This window comes from Gardnerella leopoldii (assembly GCF_003293675.1).
GTDB classification, from domain to species: Bacteria; Actinomycetota; Actinomycetes; order Actinomycetales; family Bifidobacteriaceae; genus Bifidobacterium; species Bifidobacterium leopoldii.
In genome coordinates, this window is sequence record NZ_CP029984.1 from 868,273 (window position 1) to 882,325 (window position 14,053).

Below are 14,053 nucleotides of genomic sequence, written 5' to 3' on the forward strand. Positions count from 1 at the left end.
ACAAACGCTTTTTAGCGTTCCCAAGCTGGCTTCCAGCCCTCTACAACGTGCTGAGTATTTTCCGAGTACACCATAGAATCAGCCGGAACATCGTGACGTACCACCGATCCAGCGCCGGTAGTAACATCATCTCCCACAGTAACCGGTGCTACAAACAGGTTTCCTGCGCCAACGTGAGCACCAGAACCAATCGTAGTATGATTCTTATGCACTCCGTCATAATTTGCAGTAATCGTACCGCCGCCAATATTCGTATGCTCACCCAAATCAGCATCGCCAATATAGCTTAAATGAGGTACTTTAGTGCCATTTCCAATATGAGCTTTCTTCATTTCTACGAAAGCTCCTGCCTTACTTTCCTCACCAAGTACGTTTCCTGCACGCAAATACGTCCAAGGACCGATGTTTGCAGCTCTACAAATATGCGATTCCTGTACACGCGAACGTTCAACCACAGCATCCTCATCAATTTGCGCATCAATAAGAGTCGTGTAAGGGCCAACTACAGCACCACTTGCAACCGTAGTACGACCTTGAAGGAAGCACCCAGGAAGCACAGTAACATCTTGTGCGAGCGTAACACTATCTTCAATCCAAGTAGTATCAGGGTCGAGAATAGTTACACCTTCAAGCATCCATTTTTCACACACGCGCTTATTATGTGCTTTTGCGAGCGCAGCTAATTGCACACGATTATTTACGCCCTCTACAGTAAGCGGATCTGGAGCAGACATTGCACCAACATGACCAAACTTTCGAGCATGTTCCAAAGCATCAGTCAAATAGAACTCACCTTGAGCATTTTGAGAGTTAAGATCTGCAATCGCGTCACATAATACAGTCGCATCGAATACATATACAGAAGTGTTCACTTCATGAATAGCAAGCTCTCCAGCATTTGCATCTTTATGCTCAACAATACGCAAAACGTCACCGTTTGCTTCGCGCACAATACGGCCGTAGCCAGTTGCATCGTCTAATACTGCTGTAAGAACTGTTGCCACATTGTTATTATTATTGTGAAAATCAACTAAAGACTGCAAAGTTTGCGTATCAAGTAGCGGCATATCGCTTGCGGCAATCAGCACAGCTCCTTTTAATGCTTCACCAGTTTCGTTTTTAGCAATTTCGTTAAGATCTTTAATAGCACATTGCACTGCTCTGCCGGTTCCAGGAGTTTCGTCCTGATTTACAATATGCACATTTTCGTTATAGCTAACAGCAGCAGCAGCTACGCGTTCAGCCTGAGCATGCACAACTACAGCTAGTTTTTTAGGATTTACGCCATTCATGGCATCCATAACACGATTGAGAAATGTTTTACCAGCAAATGGATGTAGTACTTTTGGAGTTTCTGAACGCATACGCGTCCCATCGCCTGCTGCCAAAATTATTGCCGCAGTTACATCATGCTTTTCCACGCATACGCTCCTTATACTATTTCAATAAATTTCGCTGTATGTAATTCTATTACTTATTAGCAGCGTTCAAAACAAAAAACGCCACCCGATTCAACGAGTAGCGCTTCAAGTAAGCTCCCTCACCTGGATTCGAACCAAGACAAAGGGTTCCAAAGACCCGTGTGCTGCCATTACACCATGAGGGAACGGCGGAAAAACCGCCAAGTCACTATTATGCCATAATATCGAAAAACGTCAAATTGGCGTGCCGAAAAGCAAACCGCACTAAATCAATACTTAAGCAAATAAGAATCCTTGTCCGTGATGCTCAGGATAAGTGTCGAAAAGCTTAGCAACCGAACCATCCTCAAACACTGCTTTAATAGCGCTTGCAAGAAGCGGAGCAATTGAAAGAACAGTCAAACCATCCCAACGCTTCTCTTCTGGAATAGGCACAGTATCAGTCAAAACAACTTCCCTAGCACCACAAGACTTCAAACGTTCGACTGCAGGACCAGAAAGCACGCCGTGAGTTGCAACAACTGTAACAGACTTAGCTCCAGCTTCCTTCAACACATTGCAAGCTCCTGCAATAGTTCCTGCAGTATCGATCAAGTCGTCAACCATAACGCAATCGCGTCCAGCAACATCACCAACGACGCGATTTGCAACCGTCTTATTAGGGCAAGTGATATCGCGAGTTTTGTGCACAAAAGCCAAAGGACCGCCGCCTAAGCGCTGAGCCCACTGTTCTGCTACGCGAATACGACCAGCATCAGGAGACACAACAGTCACATTAGCAAGATCATCGCGGAAACGATCACGTACGTAATCAACCAAAACTGGCATAGCAATCAAGTGATCAACAGGACCGTCGAAGAATCCTTGAGACTGAGCTGCATGCAAATCGACGCTCATAATGCGATCAGCACCAGCAGTCTTTAGCAAGTCAAACATCAAGCGGCAAGAAATAGGTTCACGACCGCGATGCTTTTTATCTTGTCGAGAATAACCAAGCAACGGGCATACTGCAGTAATTGAACGAGCAGAAGCCCTCTTCAAAGCGTCAATCATAATTAACTGTTCCATAATGGACTTGTTAACAGGATCACTGTGGCTTTGAATAACGAATACATCTGTACCACGCACAGATTGCGTATAGCGAACATACATTTCACCATTAGCAAAATCGTATGCCGTAGTTTCAAGTACATCAATTCCAAGCTGATCAGCTACATCACGAGCAAGCTTCGGATGTGCGCGACCGGTAACGAGAACAAGGTTTTTATCTGGCTTTCCTTCAAGGACGATGCTCACCATATCTCCAAACATTAGTTCGCTTTAATTCGCGAAATGAACATAATCAATACTAACTTTTTGCACAGACGATAAACGACAAGCCTACAAAATCAATAATTACGCACGATACAAACCATGCTTAACTATGTACTGAACTACTCCATCTGGAACTAAATACCACACCGGCTCACCATGCTCAGCTCGACGACGAACATCAGTAGAAGAAATAGACAACGCTGGAATCTCTAAAATATCAACCGGCAAATGCGTAGAATCACAATGAACCATATCGTCACGATTCGCTGCAATACCAGTATCATTCGTATGCATTTGGCGAGGCATTAACGGAGAATTAGAATCTGCTAACTTTTCTGGCCTCGAATAGCCAGGACGAGTAACAGCCACAAATCGAGCCAAATTCCACATTTCGCGCGCATTTTTCCATTGCATTATTTCAGCAATAGCGTCAGCTCCAGTAATAAAAAAAAGTTCCGCATCAGGATGTTGAGCACGTATATCTCGCAAAGTATCGATAGTATAAGTAACTCCAGGGCGATCAATATCAACCCTAGAAACAGTGAACTTTGGATTTGAGGCTGTTGCAATAACAGTCATTAAATAACGATCTTCTGCATTCGTAACTTTTTTATCAAGCTTAAAAACAGGCCTACCGGTAGGAACGAAAATAACTTCGTCAAGATCATAAACCCAAGCAACTTCTGAAGCAGCAACCAAGTGACCATTGTGTATTGGATCGAATGTGCCGCCCATAATTCCAATGCGCTGACGCTCGTGCACATTGCCACGAGTAGAAGTACGTTTATGAACTGAATTCACAACCGCAGGAGGAGCCGCTTCTTTACCAGTAAACGCGCCATGAAATAGGTCAGACATGCGACGTTCTGCATCTTCGTGAATTTCAGGACTCATTCGCTTCAGATTCCTTGTCTTCCACTTGAGTTTCATTCACTAACCCAGATGCAACATTTGCGCTATCCGGATTAATATTGCCCATTTCTTCATCCCACTCATCTTTTACGACACGCTGGATTTCGGCAAAAGTTGGAAGAGGGAAATCTGGTTGATATGCACCACGAATTTTCGCTACAGATTCCGAAATTTTAGCAAGCATGGATGTCATGCCATCAATATCATGATCACGTTCTAATTCGCTAAACTTAATAATATTCTTTTCCATATTGCGAACATTTTTAAGAACATTATTAAACGAAGTTTCATCAGGAATAGTCACATCATTCGAATCAGAATCTGGCCAACCCATTAACACTGCGTCAGCATACTCAAGCGATGAACGTTGCGATGCAGAAGCAATACCATCTTCAATTTGCACCAAAAAAACATATCGCACAATGGACAAACGTTCAGCAGCAATATCAAGCGCTTCAGCTGTACTCAAATTCACGTCATTATTAGGCATACTCTTACCTTACCGCCACGTAACTATTAAAACCAGGACATATACTTTAATTTGTTTGGTGTTGCGCGAGTTTTGGGGGATTTCTTTCCTCGCACGTCCCGTCCTTCGGGCGCTCTGGCTGCTAAAAGAGTTTAGCGTGTTCGCCTTTCTTAAAGAATGTAGCTTCTCAGTCCTCTTTTAGTGCTCGTAAAGAAATCCCCCAAACTCTGCATGCTAATTCGTTAATAACCTTGCTCATCGCAGAGATTTTTCGATTTTTCTTCTTCACTCGGCGAATCAGCAGCCTTCGGCTCTGACGTTCGCCTCGCTCAGTGCGAAAAATCTCAAATCTCACCACACGAATATCCATACGACTGAATAGTAGTGTGCGCATTGAGATGTAAAAAATAAACTATAAACGTATTTGCCCATCTCCGTAGCTGATCCATTTGGTTGTTGTCATTTCAAGCAAACCCATAGGGCCTCTTGCATGTAATTTTTGCGTAGAAATACCAAGTTCTGCGCCGAAACCAAATTCGCCGCCATCTGTAAAGCGCGTTGAAGCATTTACCATAACTACAGCGGAATCAACACTTGCAATAAAACTTTGAATAGTTGAGTAATCTTCAGCAATAATGGTTTCAGTATGGCCAGTAGAATATTTCGCAATATGAGAAGCTGCATCAGTATAATCATCTACAACTTTTACACCCATATTCAGCGACAAATATTCTCGCTTCCAATCTTCCTCAGTGGCACGCTCAAGCTGCAATCCTTGAATATTAGCGGATTGCAAAATATCGTAAGATTTATCGTCTGCATGCAAAATTACATTATGCTCAGCTAAAGCAGCAGCGATTTTTGGCAAAAATTCTTGCGCAACAGCTTTATGCACTAATAATTTTTCAGCAGCGTTGCACACGCCCACTCGTTGCGTTTTTGCATTAATAATGATAGGTACAGCTTTTTTAATATCAGCGCTTTTATCTACATAAATATGTACGTTTCCAGCTCCAGTCTCAATAACAGGAACCGTAGATTCTTGAACAACTGCTGCAATAAGATTTGCACTACCTCTAGGCACAAGCACATCAATATGACCGTGAGCATGCATCATTGACGTAGCTCCGTCTCTTCCTAAATCGTCAACAGCCTGAATCAAATCAGCACTAAAGTTAGAATTTTTAAGAACCGATTGTATAACTTCAATACTCGCCTGATTCGTATGAAGAGCCGCGCTTCCTCCTCGCAAAATCGCAGCATTTCCAGATTTAATGCACAAAGCAGCTACATCAATAGTTACGTTTGGACGAGCTTCGTAAATCATTCCCATAACGCCCATTGAAACTCGAATTTGCGAAAGTTTAATTCCATTAGGAAGAGTGTATCCGCGAACTACTTGACCTACAGGATCTTGCAATTGCGCAATTTTTCGCACGCTTTTTGCAGAAGCTTGGATTCGCTCTTCATCAAATTTAAGCCGATCGAGCTTTCCAGCATCCATTCCCTTAGCTTCAGCTTCTTTAAGATCTTTTTTGTTAGCCTCAGCAATATTTGAAGCTGCAAACTCTAAAGCATCTGCCATTTTTTCGAGAAGCGCATTTTTTGCGCGAGTATCTGCATGAGCAAAATTACGCCACGCTTTGCGCGCACAATCAGCACGAGCATTCACTAAATCATCAACAGACAACGTTCCCCCTATAGATTATTTGCCTAATCGCCAATTAATTAATAGTAAAACAAAAGCATTTATATATATGAGATTAGCACACGCCCATTCGCCCAGCGCTTCAGGTACCATAATTTGATATAAGTTGTGTAAATAATTTACATAAATAATCTACGTAAGTAAAAAATATTCTCTATAAACAGACGGTTACGGAGTTATTATGGCATCAGATACAACTATTTTCCATAGCACTCGTTCGCTTAAGCCAACATGCACATCAAAAGAGGCAATACGTAAAGGAATTGCTGAAGATGGCGGATTATTTGTAGCTGATAGCCTTGGTAGCGAGCGTTACGATATTTCTAAATTGCAAGGCAAATCGTATCAAGAAATTGCGCAGGATATTTTGCAACTGTTGCTGCCTGATTATACTTCAGAAGAGCTTTCTTCTTGCATTAAACTGGCATACGGCAATCAATGGTCTAATAACGCTATTACTCCACTCCAGCAGCTTGGGAACACTAGCGATTTTGTGATGGAACTTTTCCATGGTCCTACTTGTGCGTTTAAAGACGTTGCTTTGCAAATGTTGCCACAATTAATGTCTCGCACTAAAACTCAACACGAGAACGAATCTGATATTGAAAAAAGCGTTATGATTCTAACTGCAACTTCTGGAGATACAGGTAAAGCTGCTTTGGCTGGTTTTGCTGATGTTCCAGGCACTTCTATGATTACTTTTTATCCAGAAGGAAAAGTTAGCCGCGTCCAAGAATTGCAAATGACTACTCAGGTAGGCGAAAATGTGAAAGTTTGCGCAGTCCGCGGTAATTTTGACGATGCTCAAACAGGCGTTAAACAGATTTTCACAAATAATGAGCTCAACAAAAATATTGAAGAAGATGCGAATACAGTATTGTCTTCAGCTAACTCAATTAACGTTGGTCGTCTTGTGCCACAAGTTGTTTACTATTTTGCAGCATACAAGCAGCTTATTGAACGCGAAGTTATAAAACTTGGAGACGAAGTAGAATTTTGTGTTCCTACAGGCAATTTTGGCGATATTCTAGCAGGATATTATGCAAAAATGCTTGGTCTTCCAGTGAAGCATCTCATTGTTGCTAGCAATAGTAACAATGTGCTTTTTGATTTTTTGGTAAGCGGCACTTACAACCGTCAGCGCACATTCCATCACACTGTTGCTCCTTCTATGGATATTTTGGTTTCTTCTAATTTGGAGCGAATGCTTTATTACATGTGCGATAAAGACACGCGTTTAATACAAATGCTTATGAATGACTTGACTCAATGGGGCGCTTTTGAGATTCCAGAAAATGTGCTTGCAAAGATTCGCTCACTGTTTGGCTGCGGTTGGGCGAATGAGGATCAAATTCGCGAAGCTATTTATGACTGTTGGAACAAGTACAAGTATGTGATCGATCCACATACTGCTTGCGGATTCTTCGTTATGCAAAATATTCCACATGACGAAAGCACACCTAGAGTATTGCTAAGCACTGCAAGCCCGTATAAATTCCCTCGTGTTGTTGCTGAATCTTTGAATATTGAGCATGTGCAAGATATGGATGATTTCAAATGCATGGACGCTCTTAGTAAAGCTACAGGAACTAAAGCTCCAAGCATGCTTAGAAATCTTGAAAATAAAACTCCACGCTTTAATGATGTTATTAATGTTGAAGATATGCCTGAGTATGTTTTAGCTCAAGCGCATAATTTCGCAAAATAATCATAAAGTTTTAAGCGAAAGAGGCTGGTTTACTTGTATAATCCAGCCTCTTTTACTATTCATTCGTTATTACTTTCGAATAAAGCTGCATACACTTCGTTAATAACGTTTAAATCATGACCTTTTCTTGCAGCTGCTGCGAAAAATCTTCGTCTTCTGACTAAAGGCTCAAGATTTCTCGTGCGCGAAGCCGTTTTGCGACCGAGTTCCCACGCTGCTTCAGTGAATACTCCAGAGTTTTGAGCAGAAGCTACGTTTTGTGAAATAGCAGCAGGATCAACATTTTTACGCTGCAATTCCATTCGAGTAGCTCTAGCACCAAGAAGCCTCACAGCGCAAGAGCGAATCACCATTTGAGCATATTGATTGTCATCAAGAAGATGCAATTCAAGCAAACGATGAATAACCGCGTCAATAGCAACTTCCGTGTAGCCTTTTTCTTTAAGCCTTTTGCGCATGTCCATCACAGAGCGAGGAGCATAATCTAAAAGCCTTAAAGCAGCTTCCCTGCAATCATCTTCACTACTATTGCAAAGTTCGTCGCTTAAATCACTTACTTTAGTGTTTTTTACATACGGCATGTTTTTTGTATTATTTTTTGCGCTTAAAAGTACTGATTTATGCGATATTTTTTTGCGAGTATGTGGCTTTACGCTATTACTTTCGTCATCTTCTTCAGTCCGCTCTACTGGATGATCGCGAAGAAAACTCTCTACACTAATAGGCATATTGCATTCGCTTTACACTGTAATCTTATTATTACTTCGATTTGGATGACTTTTGTGCAGAATTTTTAGCTACAGAATCATCAGCAAATTGATCTAGTTCAGAATCTTCAGCGAATTGATCTTCAGGATGCATTAAACCTAACGAAGCTTTGACTTTTTCGCTAATTTCTTCAGTAATAGCTGGATTATCTTTCAAGAACTTACGGACGTTTTCACGACCTTGTCCAAGCTGCTCACCTTCATAAGTAAACCAAGAACCAGATTTCTTAATAACTTCAGCTTGCAGTCCCATATCGATAACGGAACCTTCAGTCGAGATACCTTCTCCGTAAAGAACATCAAACTCAGCAGTTTTGAAAGGCGGAGCCATTTTATTCTTGACAATCTTAACTTTCGTTCGGTTGCCAACAGCTTCTTCACCCTCTTTAATAGTAGAAACTCTGCGAATATCCATACGCACAGACGCATAGAACTTCAAAGCTTTACCACCAGTGGTAGTTTCAGGGTTACCAAAGAATACGCCAATTTTTTCACGAAGCTGATTAATAAAAATAGCAGTAGTGCCAGCTTGTGAAAGAGCACCAGTCATCTTACGCAACGCCTGACTCATTAAGCGAGCTTGTAAGCCCACATGACTATCTCCCATATCGCCATCGATTTCAGCTTTAGGAACTAATGCCGCTACAGAATCAACAACAATAACATCTAACGCACCAGAACGAATAAGCATATCAGCAATTTCCAATGCCTGCTCACCGTTATCTGGCTGAGAAACAATAAGAGCATCCGTGTCTACTCCAAGCTTTCGCGCATAGACAGGATCCAACGCATGCTCAGCATCAATAAATGCCGCTACCCCACCATTTTTTTGAGCATTTGCAACGATATGCAAAGCAAGAGTTGTTTTACCAGAAGACTCAGGACCGTAGACTTCAACTATTCGCCCTCTAGGAACACCGCCAATCCCCAAAGCAGTGTCCAACGCTAATGAACCAGTAGGAATAACTTCTACATCTTGCATAGGTCTATCACCTAAGCGCATTGCAGAACCTTTTCCATATTGTCGTTCAACATTGGCTAAAGCAGTTTCTAACGCTGCTTGGCGACGTGGATCTGTTTTATCCGCATCAATAAGGCGATTAATACTGCCTTTACTTTTCGTTTGCGCCATGTATGCTACTCCTTTCGCATGCCGTTATGTATCGAACGACCTTAGTTCCATACTAGATTCAAGTACAAGCATTTTTGTGCAATGTGGATAAAACATTTAATCCAAGCACTTAAACGCTAACTCAGCTTAAATCATCTCGACAAACACAAGTATACTATATATGCGAACATTTGTTCGATAGCGCGTGTCTTGATTACAACCCAACTACTTACAATCTTCGACATAAGCAATCAACTCATCAGTAATTCTCAACAACTGAAATACAGTAGATTCGCGAACTTCTTGACGACTGCCAGATAATCTCAATTCAAAAACAAAAGCAACACTTGATTGCGCAATTTTAGTTACGCTTTGACTTTCGATTTGAGCAAAATCATAATCATAGACGTTACTCACGCATCCATCTTCAAGTTCTTTATGAGCCGCATCTTTAACAGAATCCACAGCATCATTAACTTTAGGCAAAAATATTCCAACATAAACTAAACCTGCTGGTTTATTGCCATCGGGACCAGGACCTGCAACACCAGTTGTAGACAAGCCAATAATAGGAAAATTTGCACAACACTCATAATCTTCCCCATACACCCATCCACTGCCACGATATATTTGAGCAGCTCCAATCGCCATTTGAAAAGCAACATCCTGGTAAACCGCGCCTTCAGATTGTAAAAGATTAGAATTTACACCAAGAATTTTGGATTTAGCATGAATATCATAAGTGACAGCAGAACCACAAAAAACTCGTGACGCGCCAGGAACAGAAACAAAAGCATCAGCCAAAAGCCCGCCAGTTAACGACTCTGCTGAAGCAATATGCATTCCTTTAATAAAACTTTTTTCCAATAGATCCGCGGCTAAAGAAACTGTATTAAAATCTGAAGAATTATTCATAATACGCTCGATATGATTGTAGCTTACGATTTTCCACAACATAAACCCTTTAGGGATAATCTATGAAAAACCGTAAGCTACAAACAAGAAGTTTACTTATTGATTTTATTTACTTCACAGGAGGCAAAGGAACTGCATTTTTTGCATCATCAACTTGAGATTCGCTATCTGAAGAACCTTCAAAGAAAGCACTATAGACATACAAAACTGCAGAATAGAAAGCAAAGCCCAAAGAAATACCAAGCAAGCCAAAAGCCACTGCATAGTAAGAAACCATCCAAGAAGGCAATGGATTAGCATGAAGAGTTGCAACAAGCGGTGCAATAATCATTGCAATACCAATCGATTGCGTAAGAGTCTTATACTTTCCTGCAGAAGATGCAGCAATTACTCTTCCACGAACATTAACAACATAAATTCGCACAAGAGTAATAGCAATTTCGCGAATCATGAACAAGATGGTTATCCACCAATAAATTTCGCCGAAAACAGAAGCAATAATAAGCGCAGCTAGAATAAGAATTTTATCCGCAATTGGATCAAGTAACTTACCTAATTCTGTAACCTTATGATATTTACGAGCCATCCACCCGTCGAGCTTATCCGTAGAAGCAGCTACGACAAACAGCACAAACGCAGCCCAACGCAACGAAACTGAATCAAAACCCCACGTACCTGCTTTCAAATATAAAACAATAAAAACAAGCGAAAGCACGATACGGATATAAGTCACAATATTTGGAGCATAATTCCAGCCAGCAAAAAATGATGACTTAGCTTTTTTCTTCATACGCATAACCTTCATTCTACTGCAAAGTAAAAACTTCTAGCACACACAACTTGGTGTTGTACACAACAATACAATATCTTATAACGAATCTGACTCGCCACGAATAAAAGCCAAAACTTTTGGCAAATCTTCCGGTTGAACCAAAACTTCGCGAGCTTTAGAACCTTCAGAAGGTCCCACGACGCCTCGAGATTCAAGCAAATCCATCAATCGACCTGCCTTTGCAAAACCAACGCGCAACTTACGCTGAAGCATTGAAGTAGAGCCAAATTGCGAGCTGACAACAAGCTCAGCAGCCTGAAGCAACTCATCCATATCGTCGCCAATATCGCTAGTTTTAAGCTTGCTTTGAGCTTGAGCATCCGCTTTTTGAGCCATTTGCTCAATATCTTCACGATACTTTGGTTTACGCTGCGTGCGAACATACTCCACAGCCTTGCGGATTTCAGATTCACTCACCCACGAACCCTGCACACGTTGAGGTTTTGCAGCACCCATTGGAAGGAACAAAGCGTCGCCTTGACCAATCAAAGTTTCTGCACCAACAGTATCGAGAATAACCCTTGAATCAGTAGCAGACGAAGTAGCAAAAGCCAAACGAGAAGGAATATTTGCTTTAATCAAGCCTGTTACAACGTCAACAGACGGGCGCTGAGTAGCTAGAACCAAATGCACTCCTGCAGCTCGAGCAAGCTGAGTAATACGCTGAATAGAACTTTCAACATCGTTCTTAGCAACCATCATTAAATCAGCCATCTCGTCCACAACCACAAGCAAATACGGGTATGGAGCAACTTTTCGCTCAGATCCAGCCGGTGCGTGAACCTTTCCTTCACGAACAGCCTTGTTGAAATCTTTAACATGACGGAAACCAAAGAATTGCAAGTCATCGTAGCGAGCATCCATCTCTTTAACAACCCACTCAAGAGCCTGCGCAGCCTTCTTAGGATCCGTAATAATCGGAGTAAGCAAATGCGGAATGCCAGCATAAGCAGAAAGCTCCACGCGCTTAGGATCGACCATAATCATGCGAACTTGTTCAGGAGTTGCTCTCATAATAATCGAAGTAAGCATTGAATTAATAAAACTCGACTTACCAGAGCCGGTAGCGCCAGCAACAAGCAAATGCGGCATTTTATCGAGAGCTGCAGTTACGAAATGACCTTCAACATCTTTTCCAACACCTGTAAGCATAGGATTAGGGTCATTCATAGCTTTTTGCGAGCGCAGAACATCTCCCAAATGCACAATTTCGCGGTCGACGTTTGGAATTTCAATACCAATAGCAGACTTTCCTGGAATTGGCGACAAAATACGCACATCCGTACTAGCTACAGCGTATGCAATATTTTTTTGCAAATTCGTAACTTTTTCAACTTTTACACCAGGACCAAGCTCAACCTCGTACTGCGTAACAGATGGTCCTCTAAGGAATCCAATAACGTGAGCGTCGACGTCAAATTGCTCAAAAGTAGAAGTTAGCGCGCGAATAACGTTATCGTTTGCTGGAGTTCTCGCAGCATGAGGCTTGCCATGAGCTAAAAGATTCAAATCAGGGAGCTTGTAAGGTTCAGAGAAAGAATCAAAAGAAGGCTCATTATTATTGCCAGCACCATTTTCGCCGTCTGCAGCATTTTCATTATCTGAATCTTCCTGATCCCTGCGATATTGATCCATACGTTCAGCTGGAATACTTGACCATGGATCGCTTGCAGATAAAGAGGAATCACTCATAGGAGCTTTTGGCAATATTTCTTCAGGAACAGGCTTTGATGAAGATGAAACACTTCTAGGTGTAAGTTGACTCGAATTATTATCAGCATCTTCAAATTGGGAATTATTTGCAGCATTATTATCGGAAGAGCTGCTCACAGTTCTTGCTTTACGAGGTTCAACTCTTTCAAGATTATCTACACTATTACCGTGAGAAGCAGCATGCGAAAATGCATCATCGCCGGCGTATTCGTCAAGCAATTCCCCATTATTATTACTGTTTTTACGCTTAAAGAATGATTTAAACAGTTTCAACACAGAAGACATTTGAGAAGATCCGCTATTATTTTTCGACGACTCTTCATTGTGAGTTGGCACGCCATCTGCAAATTCCAAAGAATTGGTTTTGCTGTCAGAATTATCTTCTTCAGAGTTTCCTAAATCTTCAGAAGATTTTTTACTGTTATATTTAGCAAAAATAGTAGCAACACCTTGAGCTATATCAGTTACATGAAGGCGAGTAATCATTAATATCGAAAAAATAGCAGCTACTACAAAAATAATAATTGCAAAAATACGAGAAAGACCCCACGATAGCGGAGATCCGAGTACAAAACCTAATAACCCACCTGACTTCTGCACAGTGTCTAAATTAAATGCTTTTCCGCGAGGCGCAGAAGAAATATCAAGAATTGAGCAAACAGATAACAATAGAATAATAAATCCGCTAATAACACGAGGATTACCAGAGCCAGCTCCACTGTTACGCATCAACCTAAAAGCGACAACGCTTAACCATACAGGCAGAACAACGCTCATAATTCCAAGCAAACTAGAAGACACAAAATGGAGACCTACTCCAATAAATCCACTAACTCTAAACCATTCTGATGCGCAGAATAAAATCGCAAGAACAAGCATAACGAAGCACAAACCGTCTCTGCGATATGCCTCATCGTATTCTCCAACACCAAAAAGCGAGCGCACTAACTTTCCTAAAGTTCTAGGCACAAACAGGAGAATTGTCTCCCATAATGGTTCACTAGGTGAAGCCTTACCAGCCATAAATACTCCTTCTGCACCATGTGCTATTTAGTACGCCATGTCATCATCAACATACATATGCGTAACCATACCAGTCTACTCCATAGACTGAGGTTATTTAAATGAACCAATTACCGCTTACTCTAATGCTAATATGATGCACATTCCTCAAGTATTTCAT

Annotated in this window: 11 protein-coding genes and 1 tRNA gene; 1 reads left to right on the plus strand and 11 read right to left on the minus strand. The window is 41.4% G+C overall.

Annotated features, from left to right (window positions below):
• Window positions 1-11 precede the first annotated feature (11 nt).
• From glmU to DOD25_RS03695, 6 genes are all read right to left on the minus strand, one after another.
• Complete coding sequence (glmU, locus tag DOD25_RS03670; RefSeq protein ID WP_004118983.1) at window positions 12-1,421, minus strand: bifunctional UDP-N-acetylglucosamine diphosphorylase/glucosamine-1-phosphate N-acetyltransferase GlmU; 1,410 nt, start codon at window positions 1,419-1,421, stop codon at window positions 12-14.
• Window positions 1,422-1,535: 114 nt separating this feature from the next.
• Window positions 1,536-1,606 (minus strand) — tRNA-Gln (locus DOD25_RS03675).
• A 91-nt stretch (window positions 1,607-1,697) separates the two neighbouring features.
• Window positions 1,698-2,720 (minus strand): ribose-phosphate diphosphokinase, encoded by a 1,023-nt coding sequence (locus DOD25_RS03680; RefSeq protein ID WP_032835511.1) that lies wholly within the window; start codon window positions 2,718-2,720, stop codon window positions 1,698-1,700.
• A 96-nt stretch (window positions 2,721-2,816) separates the two neighbouring features.
• A complete protein-coding gene (nadD, locus tag DOD25_RS03685) occupies window positions 2,817-3,629 on the minus strand; it encodes a nicotinate-nucleotide adenylyltransferase (protein WP_004106489.1) in 813 nt (270 codons plus the stop codon).
• Window positions 3,619-4,137, minus strand: coding sequence for a phosphoribosylglycinamide synthetase (locus DOD25_RS03690; RefSeq protein WP_112928724.1), 519 nt, complete (start codon window positions 4,135-4,137; stop codon window positions 3,619-3,621). The genes nadD and DOD25_RS03690 overlap by 11 nt, the downstream gene beginning before the upstream one ends.
• A 391-nt stretch (window positions 4,138-4,528) precedes the next feature.
• Complete coding sequence (locus tag DOD25_RS03695; RefSeq protein WP_112928726.1) at window positions 4,529-5,806, minus strand: glutamate-5-semialdehyde dehydrogenase; 1,278 nt, start codon at window positions 5,804-5,806, stop codon at window positions 4,529-4,531.
• Between the two features lie 199 nt (window positions 5,807-6,005).
• Between DOD25_RS03695 and thrC the strand changes: the two genes are divergently transcribed.
• The gene (thrC, locus tag DOD25_RS03700) at window positions 6,006-7,532 is read left to right on the plus strand and encodes a threonine synthase (RefSeq protein ID WP_112928728.1); all 1,527 of its coding nucleotides are present in this window, start codon (window positions 6,006-6,008) and stop codon (window positions 7,530-7,532) included.
• Window positions 7,533-7,591: 59 nt separating this feature from the next.
• Here thrC and DOD25_RS03705 read toward each other — a convergent pair whose 3' ends face one another.
• From DOD25_RS03705 to DOD25_RS03725, 5 genes are all read right to left on the minus strand, one after another.
• Window positions 7,592-8,260 carry a regulatory protein RecX gene (locus DOD25_RS03705; protein ID WP_004118976.1) on the minus strand — a complete coding sequence of 223 codons (669 nt, stop codon included), beginning with the start codon at window positions 8,258-8,260 and terminating at the stop codon, window positions 7,592-7,594.
• Window positions 8,261-8,291: 31 nt separating this feature from the next.
• Window positions 8,292-9,431: a recombinase RecA gene (gene recA, locus DOD25_RS03710; protein WP_112928729.1), complete on the minus strand. Its 1,140-nt coding sequence runs from the start codon at window positions 9,429-9,431 to the stop codon at window positions 8,292-8,294.
• 204 nt (window positions 9,432-9,635) lie between these two features.
• A complete protein-coding gene (locus DOD25_RS03715; protein ID WP_196776778.1) occupies window positions 9,636-10,325 on the minus strand; it encodes a CinA family protein in 690 nt (229 codons plus the stop codon).
• Between the two features lie 109 nt (window positions 10,326-10,434).
• Window positions 10,435-11,115 carry a CDP-diacylglycerol--glycerol-3-phosphate 3-phosphatidyltransferase gene (gene pgsA / locus DOD25_RS03720; protein WP_032835516.1) on the minus strand — a complete coding sequence of 227 codons (681 nt, stop codon included), beginning with the start codon at window positions 11,113-11,115 and terminating at the stop codon, window positions 10,435-10,437.
• Between the two features lie 78 nt (window positions 11,116-11,193).
• On the minus strand, window positions 11,194-13,893 hold the full coding sequence (locus tag DOD25_RS03725; protein WP_112928732.1) for an FtsK/SpoIIIE family DNA translocase: 2,700 nt from the start codon (window positions 13,891-13,893) through the stop codon (window positions 11,194-11,196).
• Window positions 13,894-14,053: the final 160 nt, after the last annotated feature.

What these genes read in the sequence shown, in the direction of transcription:
- DOD25_RS03680 (WP_032835511.1), bottom strand. Translation starts at nt 2,720, where the DNA reads ATGGTGAGCATCGTCCTTGAAGGAAAGCCAGATAAAAACCTTGTTCTC.
- nadD (WP_004106489.1), bottom strand. Translation starts at nt 3,629, where the DNA reads ATGAGTCCTGAAATTCACGAAGATGCAGAACGTCGCATGTCTGACCTA.
- DOD25_RS03690 (WP_112928724.1), bottom strand. Translation starts at nt 4,137, where the DNA reads ATGCCTAATAATGACGTGAATTTGAGTACAGCTGAAGCGCTTGATATT.
- thrC (WP_112928728.1), top strand. Translation starts at nt 6,006, where the DNA reads ATGGCATCAGATACAACTATTTTCCATAGCACTCGTTCGCTTAAGCCA.
- DOD25_RS03705 (WP_004118976.1), bottom strand. Translation starts at nt 8,260, where the DNA reads ATGCCTATTAGTGTAGAGAGTTTTCTTCGCGATCATCCAGTAGAGCGG.
- recA (WP_112928729.1), bottom strand. Translation starts at nt 9,431, where the DNA reads ATGGCGCAAACGAAAAGTAAAGGCAGTATTAATCGCCTTATTGATGCG.
- DOD25_RS03715 (WP_196776778.1), bottom strand. Translation starts at nt 10,325, where the DNA reads ATGAATAATTCTTCAGATTTTAATACAGTTTCTTTAGCCGCGGATCTA.
- pgsA (WP_032835516.1), bottom strand. Translation starts at nt 11,115, where the DNA reads ATGAAGAAAAAAGCTAAGTCATCATTTTTTGCTGGCTGGAATTATGCT.
- DOD25_RS03725 (WP_112928732.1), bottom strand. Translation starts at nt 13,893, where the DNA reads ATGGCTGGTAAGGCTTCACCTAGTGAACCATTATGGGAGACAATTCTC.